The sequence below is a fragment of the Stenotrophomonas sp. CASM106 genome, from assembly GCF_049384825.1.
Lineage (GTDB): Bacteria > Pseudomonadota > Gammaproteobacteria > Xanthomonadales > Xanthomonadaceae > Stenotrophomonas > Stenotrophomonas muris.
Genome location: NZ_JBMRFS010000010.1, coordinates 26,429 through 43,835 on the forward strand (window position 1 = coordinate 26,429; position 17,407 = coordinate 43,835).

At 68.1% G+C, this 17,407-nt stretch carries 14 protein-coding genes; 2 read left to right on the forward strand and 12 right to left on the reverse strand.

The features are described 5' to 3' along the window. Positions 1 to 40: 40 nt before the first annotated feature. From VG556_RS18720 to VG556_RS18770, 11 genes are all read right to left on the reverse strand, one after another. On the reverse strand, positions 41 to 1,756 hold the full coding sequence (locus VG556_RS18720) for a BatD family protein (RefSeq protein ID WP_100450548.1): 1,716 nt from the start codon (positions 1,754 to 1,756) through the stop codon (positions 41 to 43). Then, positions 1,753 to 3,591 (reverse strand): VWA domain-containing protein, encoded by a 1,839-nt coding sequence (locus tag VG556_RS18725; protein WP_100450549.1) that lies wholly within the window; start codon positions 3,589 to 3,591, stop codon positions 1,753 to 1,755. Before VG556_RS18725 ends, VG556_RS18720 begins: the two co-directional genes overlap by 4 nt. After that, a complete protein-coding gene (locus VG556_RS18730; protein ID WP_014648252.1) occupies positions 3,588 to 4,592 on the reverse strand; it encodes a vWA domain-containing protein in 1,005 nt (334 codons plus the stop codon). The genes VG556_RS18725 and VG556_RS18730 overlap by 4 nt, the downstream gene beginning before the upstream one ends. Next, positions 4,589 to 5,038, reverse strand: a complete 450-nt coding sequence (locus tag VG556_RS18735; protein ID WP_014648253.1) for a DUF4381 family protein — start codon at positions 5,036 to 5,038, stop codon at positions 4,589 to 4,591. The genes VG556_RS18730 and VG556_RS18735 overlap by 4 nt, the downstream gene beginning before the upstream one ends. Further along, positions 5,035 to 5,964 (reverse strand): DUF58 domain-containing protein, encoded by a 930-nt coding sequence (locus VG556_RS18740; protein WP_046432294.1) that lies wholly within the window; start codon positions 5,962 to 5,964, stop codon positions 5,035 to 5,037. Before VG556_RS18740 ends, VG556_RS18735 begins: the two co-directional genes overlap by 4 nt. Positions 5,965 to 5,972: 8 nt before the next feature. After that, entirely contained in the window at positions 5,973 to 6,998 is a 1,026-nt protein-coding gene (locus tag VG556_RS18745) for an AAA family ATPase (RefSeq protein ID WP_014648255.1), read from the reverse strand. 186 nt (positions 6,999 to 7,184) lie between these two features. Next, positions 7,185 to 9,155, reverse strand: a complete 1,971-nt coding sequence (locus VG556_RS18750) for a type IV pilus secretin PilQ (RefSeq protein ID WP_100450550.1) — start codon at positions 9,153 to 9,155, stop codon at positions 7,185 to 7,187. 21 nt (positions 9,156 to 9,176) lie between these two features. Next, positions 9,177 to 9,710: a pilus assembly protein PilP gene (locus VG556_RS18755; RefSeq protein WP_005418914.1), complete on the reverse strand. Its 534-nt coding sequence runs from the start codon at positions 9,708 to 9,710 to the stop codon at positions 9,177 to 9,179. Beyond that, positions 9,710 to 10,366: a type 4a pilus biogenesis protein PilO gene (locus VG556_RS18760; RefSeq protein ID WP_005418916.1), complete on the reverse strand. Its 657-nt coding sequence runs from the start codon at positions 10,364 to 10,366 to the stop codon at positions 9,710 to 9,712. Before VG556_RS18760 ends, VG556_RS18755 begins: the two co-directional genes overlap by 1 nt. Continuing rightward, entirely contained in the window at positions 10,363 to 11,244 is an 882-nt protein-coding gene (locus VG556_RS18765; protein WP_014648259.1) for a PilN domain-containing protein, read from the reverse strand. Before VG556_RS18765 ends, VG556_RS18760 begins: the two co-directional genes overlap by 4 nt. Beyond that, positions 11,244 to 12,302, reverse strand: coding sequence for a pilus assembly protein PilM (locus tag VG556_RS18770; RefSeq protein ID WP_014038321.1), 1,059 nt, complete (start codon positions 12,300 to 12,302; stop codon positions 11,244 to 11,246). Before VG556_RS18770 ends, VG556_RS18765 begins: the two co-directional genes overlap by 1 nt. 219 nt (positions 12,303 to 12,521) lie before the next feature. Here VG556_RS18770 and VG556_RS18775 point away from each other — a divergent pair, with 219 nt between their 5' ends. Beyond that, positions 12,522 to 14,945 carry a penicillin-binding protein 1A gene (locus VG556_RS18775; RefSeq protein ID WP_049407963.1) on the forward strand — a complete coding sequence of 808 codons (2,424 nt, stop codon included), beginning with the start codon at positions 12,522 to 12,524 and terminating at the stop codon, positions 14,943 to 14,945. A gap of 555 nt (positions 14,946 to 15,500) precedes the next feature. Further along, on the forward strand, positions 15,501 to 16,145 hold the full coding sequence (locus VG556_RS18780) for a hypothetical protein (RefSeq protein WP_014648262.1): 645 nt from the start codon (positions 15,501 to 15,503) through the stop codon (positions 16,143 to 16,145). 454 nt (positions 16,146 to 16,599) lie between these two features. Here VG556_RS18780 and VG556_RS18785 read toward each other — a convergent pair whose 3' ends face one another. Next, a complete protein-coding gene (locus tag VG556_RS18785; RefSeq protein WP_049404510.1) occupies positions 16,600 to 17,346 on the reverse strand; it encodes a membrane protein in 747 nt (248 codons plus the stop codon). Positions 17,347 to 17,407: the final 61 nt, after the last annotated feature.

Below are 17,407 nucleotides of genomic sequence, written 5' to 3' on the forward strand. Positions count from 1 at the left end.
AAATGAATGCACTCTAACAAAGCGCGCAAGCGGCGCCGGTTCAGGTTCGCCGCGGCGGATACAGCGGCGCCAGGTCAGTGTCGGCGGTGCCCGCAGCCGCCGACCAGTGCGGTCCGTCACGGAAGACCTCGCGCAGGCGCGTGCGCAGCGGCGCCAGATCCCCCTGCCCGCCCCACCGCGCCTGCTGCAGGTCCTGTAGCACTTGACGCTGGGCTGCATCCCCAAGCCGCGCGATGACCTGCTCGATGCGTTCCACACCAGCCATCGCACACAGCTGTGCTTCCACCTGGTCGAAGCCCTCGCCATCCAGCGCGCGGCGCAGTTCTGCCAGGCCGGCACGCCCGCCCGCCGCAGTCGGCACAGAGGCCTTGCCCGCTACTGGCGCCACTGCGCGCGGGCGCCGACCTCGCTGCCAGCCCCACAGGAGAGTCAGCAGCCACAGCAACGCCAGGCCGATGGCCGCCGCCATCCACGGCCACGGACGCTCGGACAGGCCGCTGGCACGCGGATCGGTCGCGGCGATGCGGCTGTCCCGGCCATCGGCGCCCGGCAGCGCGGCATCGGTGTCGATCGGCGGCAATGGCGCCGGTGAGGCAGTGCCGGTGCCGGTGCCGGCCGCGACGGCCAGCGTCAGGTCCGGCAGCTTCGCCTCCTGCGCCTTGCCGTTACGCACATCCCACCAGGGCAGGCGCGGCCCCGGCACCACCAGCGAACCCGGCTGGCGCGGCACGATCGAATAGCGGCGGGTGATCTTCAGGCGCGGCGTGCTGCCGTTGAAGGTCTCTTCGTACTGTGCCGGTTCGGCGAACACCTGCGCATTGGCGCCGACATCCGGCACCGGCAGGTCGGTGAACTGCGCGCGCGTCGCGCCTTCGGCAACCGCTTCGACCACCACGTTGGCGGCCTCACCGGTGCGGGCACTGGTCGGCGCACTGGTGTAGCGCAGCTGCAGGCTCTGCAGTGGCAGCCACGGCTGCGGGGCCTGCGCCGGCTGTGCCTGCACCTGCAGCGTGCGGTCTGCGCCGGTGGCATTCATGCGGCCATCGCCACCGCCGAAGAAGTCGTCGAAGAAGCCACCCGCACTGCGCCCACTGAAACGGGCACCGGCCAGGCGCAACGCGCCGCTGCGCTCGGGGATCAGCAGGAAACGCCGTTCGACCACGTTGTAGCGGCGCCCGTTGACCTGGCGTACATCGGTGCGGTCGTCGCCCACACGCTGCAACGACGCGCCCGCCGGGGTATCCAGCACCAGCTCGCCGGAGGCCAGCTGCGAGGCGAAGTACAGCCGCACCACCACGCCCACGCTCTGCTGCACATACGGCGTATCGTCATCGACAACGGTTTCGATGAAGGCCATCGCATTGCTGTCGGGCCCCGCCACGGCGGCCGCATCGACCTGCAGCGTCAGCGCTGCGGTGCGCACACTGCCCACCTGCAGGCCCGGTACCACCAGCGCACCACTACGTCGTGGTGTCAGCGCCACGCCATACAGGTTGCGCTGCTGCATGCTGCCATTGCTCCATTCCACCTGGCGGCTGCTGGTCTGCCCGCTCAGGTCGAAGTCGGTGCGCAATGGCGTGAAGTCAGGGGCGCCCTGGTCGCTCTCGATATTGAGCGTGACCGTGTCGCCCATCGCGATGCGGTCGCGGTCCAGCCACGCGCGCGGCTGCGCCCAGGCCAGCAGCGGCAGCCACAACAGCAGCGCCGCCAGTACCTGTCGAGGCCAGTGCCCGTGCATGTTGATCGACCGCGTCATCGCCCTTCCCTCTTCCTGCGTTCGTTTTCCAGCTGGAACTTGGCCCGCAGCAATGCGCCCGGATCATCCGGCACACGCCGCATCCATGCCTCCACCGCCTGTTGCTCCTCGCGCTGGCGCGGCGTGCGGCCCTCACCACCCGGCACTGGCTTGCCGCCCTTGCCGGCCTCACCCTCGCGTGCCTGCTGCATCGCCTGCTGCATGCGCTGGCGTTGCTGTTCGTCGGCCTGCGCCTGCGCCTTGGCATCTTCCACCTGCGGCGGTGCCTGCTGGCCATCGCGGCCACGTTCGCCAGGCTGAGGCTCCGACTGCGCGTTGTTGTCACCCGCCTTGGGCTGGCCCTGCTGGCCCGACGGCGGCTGGCCATGGCCGGATTGCTGCTGGCCCTGCTTCGGCTGCCCCTGTGGGTTCTGCTGGCCCTGCGGGCCCTGCGGTTGTTTCTGCTGCCCGTTCTGCGGTGGCTTCTGCTGATCTTGGCCTTGGCCGCCCCCGGATGGCCTGCGCTTGCGTGCGGCATCGACCACGGCACGGTTGGCCACCGCATCGGCCATGCCCGGATGCAGCGCCAGCGCGCGGTCGTAGGCGGCAATCGCGTCGTCGTAGTTGCCTTCGCGTGCCAGCGTGTTGGCCAGGTTGTACCAACCGGCATCGCTGTCGATGCCTTCGAACTGTCTGCGTGCAGTGGCGAAGTCGCCCTTGCGGTAGGCCTGAACCCCCTCGGCCAGGCGTTGATGCTGCAGCTGGTCGCTGCGCTTCCACAGCGTGCCCTGCGCCGGCTGCGAGACAGGCGTCGCAGGGGCCTGCGCCTGCGCGTCATTCATCCATGGCAGCAGACCCACCGCGAGCACCGCGGCCAGCACCGCGCGACGGCGGAAGGCCAGCAATGCCAGCAGCATCACCGGCGGCAGCAACCAGAAGCCTTCGTCACGCCACTGCTTGCCTTCGCCCGGCCGCTGCGCCGCCGTGCCGTCGCGCGCGTCGAGTACACCGAGCGCACGCAGATCGCCGTCATCGGCAGAGATGCGCGCATAGCGGCCGCCACCGGCAGTGGCGACTGCACGCAGGCTGCCCTCATCCAGCGCGGCCTGGCGGATCTGCCCATTGCCATCGCGGTACGCCGCACCGGCAGGCGTGCCCAGGCCCAGCACCGACACCTGCAGGCCCAGGCTGCGTGCCTGCGCCGCCGCCAGTGCAGCTTCGCTGTCCGCCTGATCGCTGACCAGCAGGATCTGCCCCTGCAACGCGCCGATCTGCCGCATCAAGCGTGTCGCCCAGTCGATGCCGCGGTCGGCACGCTGGCCATCACGCGGCATCACGTCCGGCGACAGCGCATCCAGATACAACGCAACATTGCTGCCGTCGTCGGTCAGCGGCGCCACGGTGTAGGCATCATCGGCATACACCACCAGCCCCACCTGCCCGCCCTGGCGCGCGCGCAGCAGTTCGCCCACTTTCGCCCGCGCCTGCAGCAGGCGCGACGGCGGAAGATCGGTTGCCGTGATCCGGCTGGACAGGTCCAGCACCACCAGCAGCGGTGCGCTGGCCTGGAACATCGGTTGTGCCTGCTGGCGCCAGCTCGGCCCGGCCATGGCCAGCGATGCCAGTGTCCAGCCCAGCAGCAGCGCCCATGGCAGGCGCACTCGCCGCTTCGCGCCCGCGGCCAGCAGATGTGGCAACAGGTGTGCGTCCACCGCCTGCCGCCACGCATCACTGCGTCGCTGCCGGTACACCGCGAGCGCGAGGATCAGGGGCAACGCCAGCAGCGCCCACAACCACTCCGGTCGCAGGAAGTGCAATGCGCTCCAATCGGGGAGATTCGAAGCAAACGCGATCATCGGCGACGCTCCGGCCACAGCCAGGCCAGCACGCCCAGCAGCAACGCCAGCCCCAACGGCCAGGCATAGCGTTCTTCGCGCGGACGCAGGCTCGGCCCCTTCGCGGCGACCGGCTCCAGGCGATCGAGCTCGGCGTAGATCCCGGCCAGCTGCGCGGTGTCACGCGCGCGGAAGAACTGGCCACCGGTCATGCTGGCGATCTTCTTCAGGGTGGCCTCATCGACCGGATCCTGGTCGGTGGAAATCGGGATACCAAACAGGCGCATGCTGCCATCGCCGCCGAATGCAACCGTGTGGATGCGCACGCCTTCGGCGCGCGCGACTTCCGCGGCGCGCAGCGGCTCCAGCACACCGGCGTTGCTGACACCATCGGTCAACAGGATCAGCACGCGCTGTCCCTCCGGCTGGCTGCGCAGGCGCTTCACCGCCAGGCCGATGGCATCACCGATGGCGGTCTCGCGCCCGGCCAGGCCGACCACGCTGTCGCGCAGCTGATCGCGCACGCTGGCCAGGTCTGCGGTAAGCGGCGTAAGCGTGTAGGCGCGATCACCGAAAATCAGCAGGCCGACGCGGTCGCCGGCACGACGATCCAGGAAGTCGGCCAGCACGGCCTTGGCCGCGGTGAGGCGATCAACCGCCTGGGCTCCCAGCACCATGTCACCCTCGCCCATGCTGCCGGACACGTCCATCGCCAGCATCATCTGCCGGCCCTGCTGCGGCGGCGTGATGGCTTCGCCCAGCTGCTGCGGCCGTGCCAGCGCGATGCACAGCGCGCACCAGCCCAGCCATAGCAGCAGCGTGCGCAGCCACGACACGTCGACGCGGCCCCCACCGGACAGCGCTTCGAGCTCGGCGGCGGCGTAGGGCACACGCAGCGCGGCGCCCGGTTCTGCACGGCGCTTCCACCAGCGCATCAGCAACGGCAACGGCAGCGCGAGCAATGCCAGTGGCCATGCCAGCTGCAGGTCCGGCCATGGCCAATAGGTCGTCCAGAGGTTCATCGGCGGCGCTCCAGCAGCATCGCCAGATAGCGCTCGCGGGCCCAACTGCGCACGGCCGCCACGTCGCTGCTGTCGACGCGTGGGCGATACGCGCCTTCGGCTAGCAGGCTGCGACGCGCATCGGGCAACGTGCCCTGCGGGTCTACACGCTGCCACCAGGCATCATCGCGCAGCGATTCACTGCCCGGCTTTGCACGGCGTGCGGCACGGCGCAGCAATCCGGCAATGGCCGCCAGTTCGGCCGCAGCGTCGGTGGTGGCTGCCAGTTCGCTATCGAACAGCTGCAACCAACGCTGGCGGCGACGGCGACGCCGCCACATCAGCACGGCGATCACCAACAGCACCAGCACCACCGCCGCGCCGACCATCAGGTAACCGGGGGCAGGCGGCCACCATGAAGGTGCCGGTGGCAACTGCACATCGCGCAGCGGCAGCGCGGCGCTCACGCCGGCACCTCGGTCGGTGATGGCGCCAGCCACGCGTCGCTGGGCGCATCCGTGGACAGCACCTGCACATCGACACGGCGTGCGCCGAGCTGGCGCCGCAGTTCCTGCAGCGGTTCGACGAAGTGTGCCTGCCAATGCGCCTGCACTTCACTGCGGCGCAGGTCGAGGCCGATGCGCTGCTGTGCGGTCTGGAACTGCAGCGCCGCCGAGGGGGGATGCAGTTCCAGCGGATCAACCAGCAGCACCAGGCTGAGATCGTGATGCTGGGCCAGCGCGCTCCAGCGCGCGGGCGGAATACGGATGGCCTGCTGCGGATCGGCCAGCACCAGCATGCGTGCCCCCGGGCGCAGCACGCGACCGGCATGATCCAGTGCACGCGCCAGGCCCAGATCGTCGACCGGCGGCTGTGCATACCAGCGGGTCAGCGCGTCGAGCACGCGCAGCACGCCGCGTGGCCCGCCCGCAGGGGCAATCGGCGCTTCGCGGTCACTGCCGCGCAGCGCACCCACGCGGTCGCCGCGGCGCTGCGCCGACCACGCGGCAACCGCACCGGCACGGGCGGCCTGTACCGATTTGAAGCGCACGCGCGTGCCGAAGTACAGCGCCGGCGACGTATCGGCCACGATCAGGCTGACCCGCTCGCGCTCGGCCTGGAACAATTTGGTATGGGCGCGGCCGGTGCGCGCAGTCACGCGCCAATCGATGTGGCGCGCGTCGTCGCCAGCCACATATTCGCGCGACTCGGCGTATTCCATGCCGCGGCCGCGCAGTTGGGACGGTGCCTGGCCCGCGTTGCCGGTGCGGCCACGGCGCGGCGGCGGCGGACGCTGTGCCAGCCGCCGTAGCGCGACCAGTTCGGCCAGCTGCGGGCGCAGCCCGTCACCTTCGAGCGCGGACGGTGCCTGTTCCAGCGATGGATCGGTCATGCGCAGGCTCAGGGTGCCGGCACCCGGGCCAGCAGCTCCTGCACCAGGCGCTCGCCGTCCCAGCCCTCGGCGGTGGCTTCATAGCTGGGCAGCACGCGATGGCGCAGCACGTCGGCGGCGACTGCACGCACGTCGTCGGGCGTGACGAAGTCACGGCCGGCCAGCCACGCCCGCGCACGGGCACAGCGCTCCAGTGCGATGGAACCGCGCGGGCTTGCCCCCCAGGCGATGCGGCGGCCGAGGCCGGCGTCGTAGCGCGCGGGATCGCGCGAGGCCAGCACCAGTTCGATCAGGTAGCGCTCCAGTGCCGGTGCCATGTGCAGGTCCAGCACTTCGCGACGGGCGTCGAACACGTCCTGCATCGGCATCTTGTCCGGCGCCGGCGCAGCCTCGCCCAATGCACCACGGGCACGCTCACGGGCCAGCCGCAGGATCTCCGATTCGGCGGCCTGGTCCGGGTAACCGATGCGCACATGCATCAGGAAACGGTCCAGCTGCGCTTCCGGCAGCGGGAAGGTGCCCTCCTGCTCGATCGGGTTCTGCGTGGCCATCACCAGGAACAGCGGCGGCAGCGCATAGGTATGGCGGCCAACCGTGACCTGGCGCTCGCCCATGGCCTCCAGCAGCGCCGACTGCACTTTGGCCGGTGCCCGGTTGATCTCGTCGGCCAGCAGGATCGGGTGGAAGATCGGGCCGGGCACGAACTCGAAGCGGCCCTCCTGCGGGCGCCAGATCTCGGTGCCGGTGAGGTCGGCCGGCAGCAGGTCGGGGGTGAACTGCACGCGGGCAAAGTCTGCTTCCAGGCGCGAGGCCAGTGCACGGATCGCCGTGGTCTTGGCCAGGCCCGGCGCGCCCTCCACCAGCAGATGGCCGTCGGCCAACAATGCAATCAGCAGGCGTTCGACCAGTGCCGCCTGGCCGACGATCTCGGCCGACAGCGCGTCGCGCAGCTGGGTGAACGCCGCATGCAGGCGGGAGGTGGCCGGCGCGGGCGGCGGCGAGACGGTTTCGGGCATCGGCGGTGGCAGGTTCATGGGGGCCTTTGACCGGCGCAGGACGGCACGGGTTCCCGACATCATCGCAGGGTGCCCTGCGATTGGCATCAAGAACCGCTGAACAGCCGTCCACACCGGGCATGGATCTGCTTCGTGCATGCCGCCGGCCCAAACGAAGAAGGGCCGCACGGGGCGGCCCTTCTTCGAAGACTCCGGTGCGACGGCTCAGTTCTGCTTGGCCACGCGCAGCACCTTCGGGGTGACGAACACCAGCAGCTCGGCCTTGTCCTTGTTGCGACCGCGCTTCTTGAACAGGTTGCCCAGGAACGGCACGTCGCCCAGGAACGGCACCTTGCTGATGCTGTTGCGATCGGTGAACTCGTAGACGCCACCGATCACCACGGTCTGCCCATCCTCGACCAGCACCGCGGTGTTGACTTCGCGACGGTTGATCGACGGCACGGTGCCGTAGCCCTCCAGCTGGATCAGCTGGTCGACTTCGTCCTTCTTCACCTGCATGTTGAGGAACACGCGGTTGTCGTTGGTGATGGTCGGGGTGACCTTCAGCTCCAGCACCACTTCCTTGAACTGGACGTTCGGGGTCGCGACGCCGCCAGCGCCACCACCGCTGATGGTGACGTAGCCGATTTCCTTGCCCTGCTTGATCATCGCTTCGCGCTGGTTGGTGGTGACCACGCGCGGGTTGGAGATCACCTCGCCTCGCGACTCCTGCTGCATGGCCGACAGCTCCACGTCCAGCAGGTAACCGGCATTGAGGATGGACAGCGCCAGCGAACCCGGGTTGCTGGCGGCAGCCACCGGCAGGTTCCAGTTCAGGCCACGGGTGATCGCCGAGCCGGACTTCACCGGCGGCGGGCCGACCCGGCCACCGGCTACCCAGTCACGCTCGGCCTTGGCATTGGCCAGGTCGGTCGCAACCTGCGACTCACGGGTCTTCGCATTGGCATCCAGGCTACCGCTGAAGTACACGTTGTCGCGGCTGCCGCTGACACCGAACTTCGCGCCCAGCTCGCGGGCGAAGGTGTCGGTAGCGATGACGATGCGGCTTTCGATCAGCACCTGGTCGACCGGGCGGTCGATCACGTTGATCAGCTCGCGCATGCGCGCGATCTTCTTCGGGATGTCGCTGATCATCAGCGTGTTGGTGCGCTCGTCGGCCACGATGCGGCCGCGCGAGGACAGGAAGCCACTGTCTTCCTGCGAGGAGCTGCCCGAACCACCACCACTGCCACCACCACCGCTGCCGCCGATGCCCTTGGCCTCGGTCAGCGCTTTGAAGATCTGCGTGGCGCTGTGGTAGTTGATCTGGATGTAGTCGGTCTGCAGGTCTTCGCGGTTCTCGATGGCGATGCGCGCGTCTTCCTTTTCCTGCTCGAACTTGGCCAGTTCGGCCTGCGGCGCCACCCAGATCACGCTGCCGTCGCGACGCTTGTCCAGGCCCTTGGCGCGCAGGACGATGTCCAGCGCCTGGTCCCACGGCACATTGACCAGGCGCAGGGTCACGTTGCCCTGCACCGAGTCGGACGCCACCACGTTCAGGTTGGACTCCTCGGCGATCAACTGCAGCACGGTGCGCACCGGCACGTCCTGGAAGTTGAAGGTCACCGGCTTGCCGGTGAAGCCGCGCTGGCCGACGGCCTTGGCCGCCTGGGTGACGCTGCCGGCGGTGACCGCACCCACGGCGGCCTGGGCCTGGCGCGGGCTGATCTCGACCACGTATTCGTTGCCGCTCTGGTAGGCCAGCGACTCCACCGCGCCACCGGTGCTCAGCACCAGTTGGGTGCCGGCGCCCGACGGCTTGGCGTCGATGCGCTGTACCGGCGTGGCGAAGTCGGTGACGTTCATCGGCTTCTGCAGGTTGGCCGGCAGTCGGGCATTGCCGACGTCGACCACCACGCTGTTGCCCTGCGTGCGCAGGTCAGGGATCGCGCCCTGCCCGTCGAACTGCACGATCAGGCGCCCGGCGCCGTCATCGCCACGCTTGAAATCGATCTTGGCCACCGACAGGCCCCCCGGCGCGGCGGCCGGTGCCACGGTGGCGCCCACCGGCTTTTCCGCCGGTGCGGCAGCCAGCGCCGGAGCGCAGGCCAGCATCAGCGCGACTCCCAGCGCGCTGACACGGTTCAAGGTAGAGCGCCGGATGGGACGCAGCCCCTTGGCTTGGTGAAAGGTCATCGTGCTATCCCCAGTAAACGATCATTGATCTTCAAGCGAGAGCGTTGCCGGCCGTTCCAGCCAGCCACCCGCGCCATCCGGCACCAGTTCGATCAGCTCCACGCGGTCTTCGAAGACCGCCGTGACCCGCCCGTCGCTCTGCCCCAGGTAACCGCCCGGGCGAACCCGGTAGGTGACCTTGTCCGGCCCCATCACCAGCGCCACGGTACCTGCGCCGGTACCGATGGTGCCGACCATGTCCAGCGCATCCAGCGGGAAGCCTTCCAGCGGCTCCTTGCGTCGGTTCGGGTCCGGTCGCAATCCGCCGTTCCCCTGCTGCGGATTGGTCCAGGCATCGGTGAACGGATCGCGCATGCCCTGCGCGGAGTATTCGAAGGTCTCGAACTGCTGCATCACCGGCAGCGGCTCCAGCGGTTGCGCCGGTCGCGCGCGCTCGCCTTCCACCCACTTCTCAAGGTTCGGTGCGTCGCCGGGCGTGCTGGTCACGCCACGGCCGCAACCAGCCAGCAGCAGCACAGCCAGCACCATCGCACCACGTACGGTCTGCGCGCGCATCACTTCTTGCCCTCCTTGCCAGCGTCGGCCGCCTGCTGCGCCTGCACCTCGGTCTCGTCCAGGTAGCGGTAGGTCTTGACCGTACCGGACAGTTCCAGTGCACCGCTGCGGACGTTGCCGCCGGTCTTTTCCTTGGGCTTGAGGTTGATGTCATGCATGGTCAGGATCACCACCCGCGGCAGCGAGGCCACGCCACTGACGAACGCGCCGAACTGGTGGTAACTGCCCACCATGCGCAGCTTGATCGGCTTCTCGGCGTAGAACTCCTTGATCTGCTCCTGCTCCGGCTCGAACAGCTCGTTGGTCAGGCCGCTGGACAGCGCGGTCTGCGAGATGTCGATGATCAGGTCGGGCATTTCGGTCTTGCTCGGCAGCTGCCGCAGCATCTGCTGCAGCACCTGCTCCATCTGCGCCAACTGCTGCTTCAGCGGCCCCAGGTTCACCGCGCGTTCCTGCTGCTTGGTGAACTCGGTGCGCAGCTCGACTTCCTTCGATTCCAGGCCGGCCAGTTCTTCGCGCTTGCCGCTGATCAGCAGCATCCACGCCACGAACATGATGACCAGCGCCAGCAACGAGCAGAAGACGATCTTGGCCTTCTGCGGCCAGTTGCCGATGTCGTTGAAATCCAGGTTCTTGATGTCGATCTTCTGGCTCATGCGCGGTCCCCCTGCAGCAGCGCATTGAAGGCCTGCGGCGGCTGCGCCAGGCGGCTGCCCTCAGGCTTCGGGGCAGGTGCCGGGGCCGGCGCGGCGGCCGGAGCGGCCGGTTGGTTCGGCTTGGCCGGCGTGGCCGGTGCAGTGGCCGGTGCGGCGGGAGCTGCTGCCGGCTGGCCCGCTGCCGGGGCCGCAGGCGTCGCGGCATCCGGACCTGCGGCCAACGGTGCCACCGGTGCCGGGGCAGCCGTCGCCACCGAGCCATCGGCGTTCAGGCCCGGCGTCGCCGACACCTCTTCGCTCTGTGCCGGCAGTTTCACCTTGACCACGAACACGTAGGGCAGCGCCTTGATGTCGGCCAGCGGGCCGGCCTTGCCGTCCTTGTCCTTCTCCGGGTCGCGCGCTTCGATGATCGACAGCTCCGGGTTGGTCATCCAGCCGGAGGTCTCCAGGTTGCGCATGTAGGCCGAAACGCGGGCGTTGGACTGGGTGCGGCCTTCCAGCGTCAGCACATCCCCTTCCTGCTTCAGCGCGGTCAGCACCACGCCGTCGGGAATCGTGCGCACCAGCGCGTCGAACAGGTGGACCATCTGCGAGCGCTTGGCCTGCAGTTCCTCGATCACCTTCTTGCGGGCCAGCAGGCGTTCCTTCTGCGCGTCGAGGCGATCGATCTCCTTGTTCTGTTCCTTGACCTTCTCGATCTCGGCTTCCAGATAGGCATTGCGGTCCATCTGGCCGCTCACCTGACGGTCGTAGTAGAACCAGATCATCAGCGACAGCAGCAGGCCACCGACGGCGGCCATGCCCAGCATTGCGTAGAACTCGCGCTGGCGTTGCTTGCGCCGCTCGGCGCGCCAGGGCAATAGATTGATGCGTGCCATCAGTCAAAGCTCCTCAGCGCCAGACCGGTCGCGATCATCAGCGCGGGGGCATCCTGGGCCAACGCATGCGCGTTCACCTTCGGCCCCAGGGTCATCTGCGCCAGCGGGTTGGCGACCACGGTCGGCACGCCCAGCTGTTCCTCGACCATCTCCGGCAGGCCACCGAGCACGGCGCAGCCGCCGGCCAGCACGATGTGATCGACGCGGTTGAACTCGCTGCCTGCGTAGAAGAACTGCAGCAGGCGGCTGATCTGCTGGACCGTGGCTTCCTTGAACGGCTCCAGCACTTCCATCTCGTAGCTTTCCGGCAGGCCGCCCTGGCGCTTGGCCAGCCCGGCTTCCTCGTAGCTCAGCCCGTAGCGGCGCATGATCTCATCGGTCAGCTGCTTGCCACCGAACACCTGCTCGCGGCTGTAGAGGCTGCGGCCGCCGCGCAGGACATTGAGGGTGGTCATGGTGGCGCCAATGTCGACCAGCGCGACCACGCCGTCGATGGATACCGGCAGCTCGCTGGCGACCAGGGCGTAGGCGTTCTCGACCGCGAAGGCCTCCACGTCCATCACCTTGGCCTGCAGGCCACCGAGTTCCAGCGCGGACTGGCGCAGCTCGACATTCTCCGAACGCGACGCGGCCAGCAGCACCTGGACCATCTCCGGGTTGTTCGGGATCGACCCGATCACCTCGAAGTCCAGGTTCACTTCCTCGATCGGATACGGAATGTAGTTGACCGCTTCCAGCTCGATCTGGGCTTCCATGTCGTTTTCGTCGAGATCGGCCGGCATCGGGATCACCTTGGTGATCACTGCCGACCCCGCGACGGCGGCAGCGGCCAATTTGGCCTTGCTGCCTGAACGGTTCATCGCCCGACGGATGGCCTCACCCACGGCCTCCACTTCAACGATGTTCTTCTCCACCACCGCATTCGGCGGAAGAGGTTCCACAGCGTAATGTTCCACGCGGAAACGATTGCCGCTGCGGGACAGCTGCAAAAGCTTTACCGCAGTCGAACTGATGTCGACGCCTACGAGCGGCGACTGACTTTTTGGGATGAGCCCCACGGTTTCTCCCCTGCCGACGGGCACTTGGACGCAAGACCTGCGCCCAAGCATTAATAACGTATTCTTAGCAAATGGCAACGGCCCTGCTGTGAATTCCTTCACGGATTCACCATGCAGCCCCTGACTGTTCCCCTTGCGCTCCCCGGTGCCGACCCCAGCCGGCACCTTGCGTAATCTATACTCTGCGACCACGAAATTCGCAATCGGAATCTGAACCCGATGACTCGACTCCGCCGCTGGCTGCGCTGGATCTTCCTGATTGTCCTGGTCCTGGCGCTGATCGGCGCGGCCGCCGTGGGCGGTCTGTACTATGCCGTTTCCTCCAAGCTTCCCGACGTGCAGACCCTGCGCGACGTGGAAATGCAGGAGCCGATGTACGTCTATGCTGCCGATGGCAAGTTGATGGCGGTGTTCGGCGAGACCCGGCGTACCCCGATCACCATGAAGGACGTGCCGGAGAAGCTGAAGCAGGCCTTCCTGGCCACCGAGGACGCCCGCTTCTACGAGCACGGCGGCGTGGACTACATGGGCATCGGGCGGGCGGTCTGGCTGCTGGCCACCACGAGCGACAAGCGCGTGCCGGGTGGCTCCACCATCACCCAGCAGGTGGCCCGCCAGTTCTTCCTCAGCTCCGAGTACAGCTACACCCGCAAGCTGGCCGAGATCCTGCTGGCGCGCAAGATCGAGTCCGAGCTGAGCAAGGACGAGATCTTCGAGCTGTACCTGAACAAGAGTTTCTTCGGCAACCGCGCCTACGGCGTGGCCGCTGCCGCCGAGTTCTATTACGGCAAGAAGCTGAACGAGCTGGACCTGGACGAGATGGCCTCGCTGGCCGGCATCCCCAAGTTCCCCTCGTCGGGCAACCCGATCTCCAACCCGGAGCGTGCCCGCCAGCGCCGCGACAACTACGTGCTGCAGCGCATGGCCGACCTGAAGTTCGTCAGCCAGGCCGAGGCCGACGCGGCCAAGGCCGTGCCGATGCATGCCACCGCGCATGAGCCGCCGGTGCAGGTCGATGCCCCGTACGTGGCCGAGCTGGTGCGCCAGGAAATGATCGCCCGCTTCGGCGGCGACGTGGTCAACAAGGGCTATCACGTCACCACTACCATCGACTCCACCCTGCAGACCGCCGCGAACCAGTCGGTGCGCGACGGCCTGCTGCTGTACGACCACCGCCACGGCTGGCACGGCGTGGAGAAGCAGGTGCAGGTGGGTGCCGGCGAAGACGCCGCCGCCCTGGCCGAGCACCTGCGCGGCATGTACGGCCAGGCCGGCCTGCTGCCGGCGATCGTCGCCAGCACCGGCGCCGACGGCAGCGCCACCGTGGTGCTGGCCAACCGCAGCGAGATCGTGCTGCCGGCCGGTGCCGCCAAGTGGACCAACAAGACCCCGGGCAAGCTGGTGCAGCGCGGCGACATCGTGCGCGTGCGCGCCGGTGCCAAGGAGGGCGAGTGGCTGCTGGACCAGATCCCGCGCGGCCAGTCCGCGCTGGTCTCGCTGGATGCCCACAGCGGCGCGCTGAAGGCGCTGGTGGGTGGCTTCAGCTTCTCCGGCAACAAGTTCAACCGCGCCACCCAGGCCCGTCGCCAGCCGGGTTCGAGCTTCAAGCCGTTCGTCTATGCAGCCGCCTTCGACAAGGGCTACAACCCGGCCTCGATCGTGCTCGACGCCCCGGTCGTGTTCCGCGACCGCCGCGGCAAGACCTGGGCCCCGCAGAACGACGGTGGCGGCTTCCGCGGCCCGATGCGCCTGCGCGAAGCGCTGGTGCAGTCACGCAACCTGGTATCGGTGCGCCTGCTCGATGGCATGGGCGTGGACTACGCACGCAAGTACATCAGCGAGTTTGGCTTTGCCGAATCGGAGCTGCCGCCGAACCTGTCGATGTCGCTGGGCACCGCCTCGTTGACCCCGCTGTCGGTGGCGCGCGGCTACGCCGTGTTCGCCAACGGCGGCTCGCGCGTGGACACCTGGCTGATCGACCAGGTCAATGACCGCGACGGCAACCTGGTGTTCAAGGAAAACCCGGCGCTGGCCTGCCGCGACTGCGCCGGCAGCAGTGACCAGCCGGTCAACCAGGTGGTGGACGGCTTCAACTTCGGCGCTCCGGCCCCGAAGGTGGACCCGGCCGCCGCCGCCAAGGCCGAAGCCAAGGTCGAAACCCAGGCGGCACCGGCCAACCCGGATGCCCGCACTGCCCCGCGCGCGATCGACGCCCGCACCGCCTACCAGCTGGTATCGATGATGCGCGACGTGGTCCAGCGCGGTACCGGCGTCCAGGCCAAGGTGCTCGGCCGCGAGGACGTGGGCGGCAAGACCGGCTCCACCAACGACCACCGCGACGCCTGGTTCTCCGGCTTCGGTGGCCCGTACGTGACCACCGTGTGGGTGGGCCGCGACGACTTCCGTTCGCTGGGTTACCGCGAGTACGGCGGCAAGGCCGCCCTGCCGATCTGGATCGACTACATGCGCACCGCGCTGAAGGACACCCCGATCGCGCAGAACGACCCGCCCAGCGGCATGGTCCAGGCCACCCTCAACGGCGCGACCGAGTGGGTGAAGGTGGAAGACATGGACCGCCTGACCGACTACGACCTGAACCTCAATACGCCGCAGGCCGACGCCGCCGCGTTCGACATCTTCTGAGGAATGGTCCGGTGGGTGCCAACCATGGGTTGATACCGATGCGGCTCTGGTAGAGGCCAACCTTGGTTGGCACCTACCAAAGCGTTGGTGGGTGCCAACCGTTGGTTGGCGCCGATGCGGCTCCGGTAGAGGCCAACCTTGGTTGGCGCCCCGTGCCGACCAAGGTCGGCACCTACCAGAGCGTTGGTGGGTGCCAACCGTTGGTTGGCACCGATGCGGCTCCGGTAGAGGCCAACCTTGGTTGGCGCCCCGTGCCGACCAAGGTCGGCACCTACCAAGGCGTTGGTGGGTGCCAACCGTTGGTTGGTACCGATGCGGCTCCGGTAGACGCCAACCTTGGTTGGCGCCCCGTGCCGACCAAGGTCGGCACCTACCAGAGCGTTGGTGGGTGCCAACCGTTGGTTGGTACCGATGCTGCTCCGGTAGACGCCAACCTTGGTTGGCGCCCCGTGCCGACCAAGGTCGGCACCTACCAGAGCGGTTGCCTCCGCCATACCCACGCGGATGTCACATCCTTGCGCTAGTCTGTAGCCAGGTCGCAACAGGAGTCATCGCATGCATCGCGCCCGTCAGCATGCTGCCAGCCAGACCCGCGAGCGGCGCCATCGCCTCGCCCACGAAGCCGCCCGCCTGATGGCCGAAGGCGGCATCCGCGACTACCACCAGGCCAAATTGAAGGCTGCCAGCCGGCTCGGCATCCACGACGATGCCTCCCTGCCCCGCAACACCGAGATCGAAGACGCCCTGCGCGAGTACCAGCGGCTGTTCTCCGGCCCCCAGCACGGCAACGAGCTGCAGCGCCGCCGCGAAGCCGCGTTGCGTGCGCTGGAGTTCCTGCACGGCTTCGCACCGCGGCTGGCCGGCCCGGTGCTGGAGGGCACCGCCGATGCCAACAGCCCCGTACAGCTGCACCTGCACAGTGACGACCCGGAAGCCGTGCACCGCTTCCTGGACGAGCACGGCATTCCCGCCGAATCGCGGACGCGTCGACTGCGGATGGACCGCGAACGGAGCCTGGACGTGCCGGTGTGGGTGTTCAGCGCCGAAGAGCTGACCTTCGACCTGGCCGTGCTGCCGTATGACGCCCTGCGCCAGGCGCCCTTGTCGCCGGTGGACGAGAAGCCGATGCGACGCGCGTCTGTCGCACAGTTGCGGCAGCTGCTGGCCGAGGCGGAGATCACCGCGTATATCGGCGGGTAGCGGTAGCTCCGGCCTTGGTGGGTGCGGACCGTTGGTCCGCACGATGCATCAGGCATGCGGACACCTGGCCCAAGAGCAGCCGAGCATGGCTCGGCTCTACAGAAGGCGCGCTACCTGCTTCCTTCTTCTGGTGGGTGCGGACCGTTGGTCCGCACTGTGCATCAGGCATGCGGACACCTGGCGCAAGAGCAGCCGAGCATGGCTCGGCTCTACAGAAGACGCGCTGCCTGCTTCCTTCTTCTGGTGGGTGCGGACCGCTGGTCCGCACGATGCATCAGGCATCCGGACACCTGGCCCAAGAGCAGCCAAGCATGGCTCGGCTCTACAGAAGGCGCGCTGCCTGCTTACTTCTTCTGGTGGGTGCGGACCGTTGGTCCGCACGATGCATCAGGCATCCGGACACCTGGCCCAAGAGCAGCCGAGCATGGCTCGGCTCTACAGAAGGCGCGCTGCCCTACCAGACATCATGGTGCTGCTCCTCCGTCTCATCGCCAAGCAGGCGCATCAGCCACGGTGCTCCCACCCGCTGCGGGTACGCCATCATCATCCGCGCATGCATGTTCTGCAGATCGCCCAGCAACCAGGTCTGGTTGTAGACATCGCCGAACGGGTCCGACCACGCCGTCTGTATCCGCGCGCGCTCACCGCCGTTGAGGTTGGGCATCCTGTCCAACGGCACCTCCAGCACCGGCTCCAGCCCCCGGTTGATGGCCGCGTTCTCCGCCTCCGCCGCACGCATGAGCTCCAGCCGGTGGCTCACCTGCCAGCATGGAAAGGGGAAGCAGCTGCCCGTGGCTTCGATGTACGCCGCCATGTCGGCCAGCATGTGGGCTTTCAGCTGCCACACCCTCTCACTGTCCAGCAGTTGTCGCACCCGCAGGGTGCGCAGCGTTCCCGCGCGGACGTCTTCCGGCGTGGTGAACGGCTCGCCCGGTGTCGGGCCACCATGCCGCACCAGCACGATGCGATGGATCGCCTCCTGGGTGATGTTCTCCACGCGCACCGCGGCCGCCTCCGGATGCACGCGCGGTGGCGGCACGCTCGCCACCCGCCAGTGGTACCAGAGCACCAGCACCATGCCCACCAGGCACAACAAGGTGAACTGCACCCAGCGATCCAGATTGCGGGTGTAGTAGTAAAAACGCGCCCGCCACAGATAGAACGTGCGGTAGCTGATGAATCGGCTTACCCATCGATACATTGCCATCTCCTCGGCAAGGACCCCGGCGCGGCGGGGTTCATTACGCGCACCACGCCGGGGC

Bases quoted from the DNA above. Each gene is read 5' to 3' on its own strand.
- VG556_RS18720 (WP_100450548.1), bottom strand. From the start codon at position 1,756: ATGACGCGGTCGATCAACATGCACGGGCACTGGCCTCGACAGGTACTG.
- VG556_RS18725 (WP_100450549.1), bottom strand. From the start codon at position 3,591: ATGATCGCGTTTGCTTCGAATCTCCCCGATTGGAGCGCATTGCACTTC.
- VG556_RS18730 (WP_014648252.1), bottom strand. From the start codon at position 4,592: ATGAACCTCTGGACGACCTATTGGCCATGGCCGGACCTGCAGCTGGCA.
- VG556_RS18740 (WP_046432294.1), bottom strand. From the start codon at position 5,964: ATGACCGATCCATCGCTGGAACAGGCACCGTCCGCGCTCGAAGGTGAC.
- VG556_RS18745 (WP_014648255.1), bottom strand. From the start codon at position 6,998: ATGAACCTGCCACCGCCGATGCCCGAAACCGTCTCGCCGCCGCCCGCG.
- VG556_RS18750 (WP_100450550.1), bottom strand. From the start codon at position 9,155: ATGACCTTTCACCAAGCCAAGGGGCTGCGTCCCATCCGGCGCTCTACC.
- VG556_RS18755 (WP_005418914.1), bottom strand. From the start codon at position 9,710: ATGCGCGCGCAGACCGTACGTGGTGCGATGGTGCTGGCTGTGCTGCTG.
- VG556_RS18760 (WP_005418916.1), bottom strand. From the start codon at position 10,366: ATGAGCCAGAAGATCGACATCAAGAACCTGGATTTCAACGACATCGGC.
- VG556_RS18765 (WP_014648259.1), bottom strand. From the start codon at position 11,244: ATGGCACGCATCAATCTATTGCCCTGGCGCGCCGAGCGGCGCAAGCAA.
- VG556_RS18775 (WP_049407963.1), top strand. From the start codon at position 12,522: ATGACTCGACTCCGCCGCTGGCTGCGCTGGATCTTCCTGATTGTCCTG.
- VG556_RS18780 (WP_014648262.1), top strand. From the start codon at position 15,501: ATGCATCGCGCCCGTCAGCATGCTGCCAGCCAGACCCGCGAGCGGCGC.
- VG556_RS18785 (WP_049404510.1), bottom strand. From the start codon at position 17,346: ATGTATCGATGGGTAAGCCGATTCATCAGCTACCGCACGTTCTATCTG.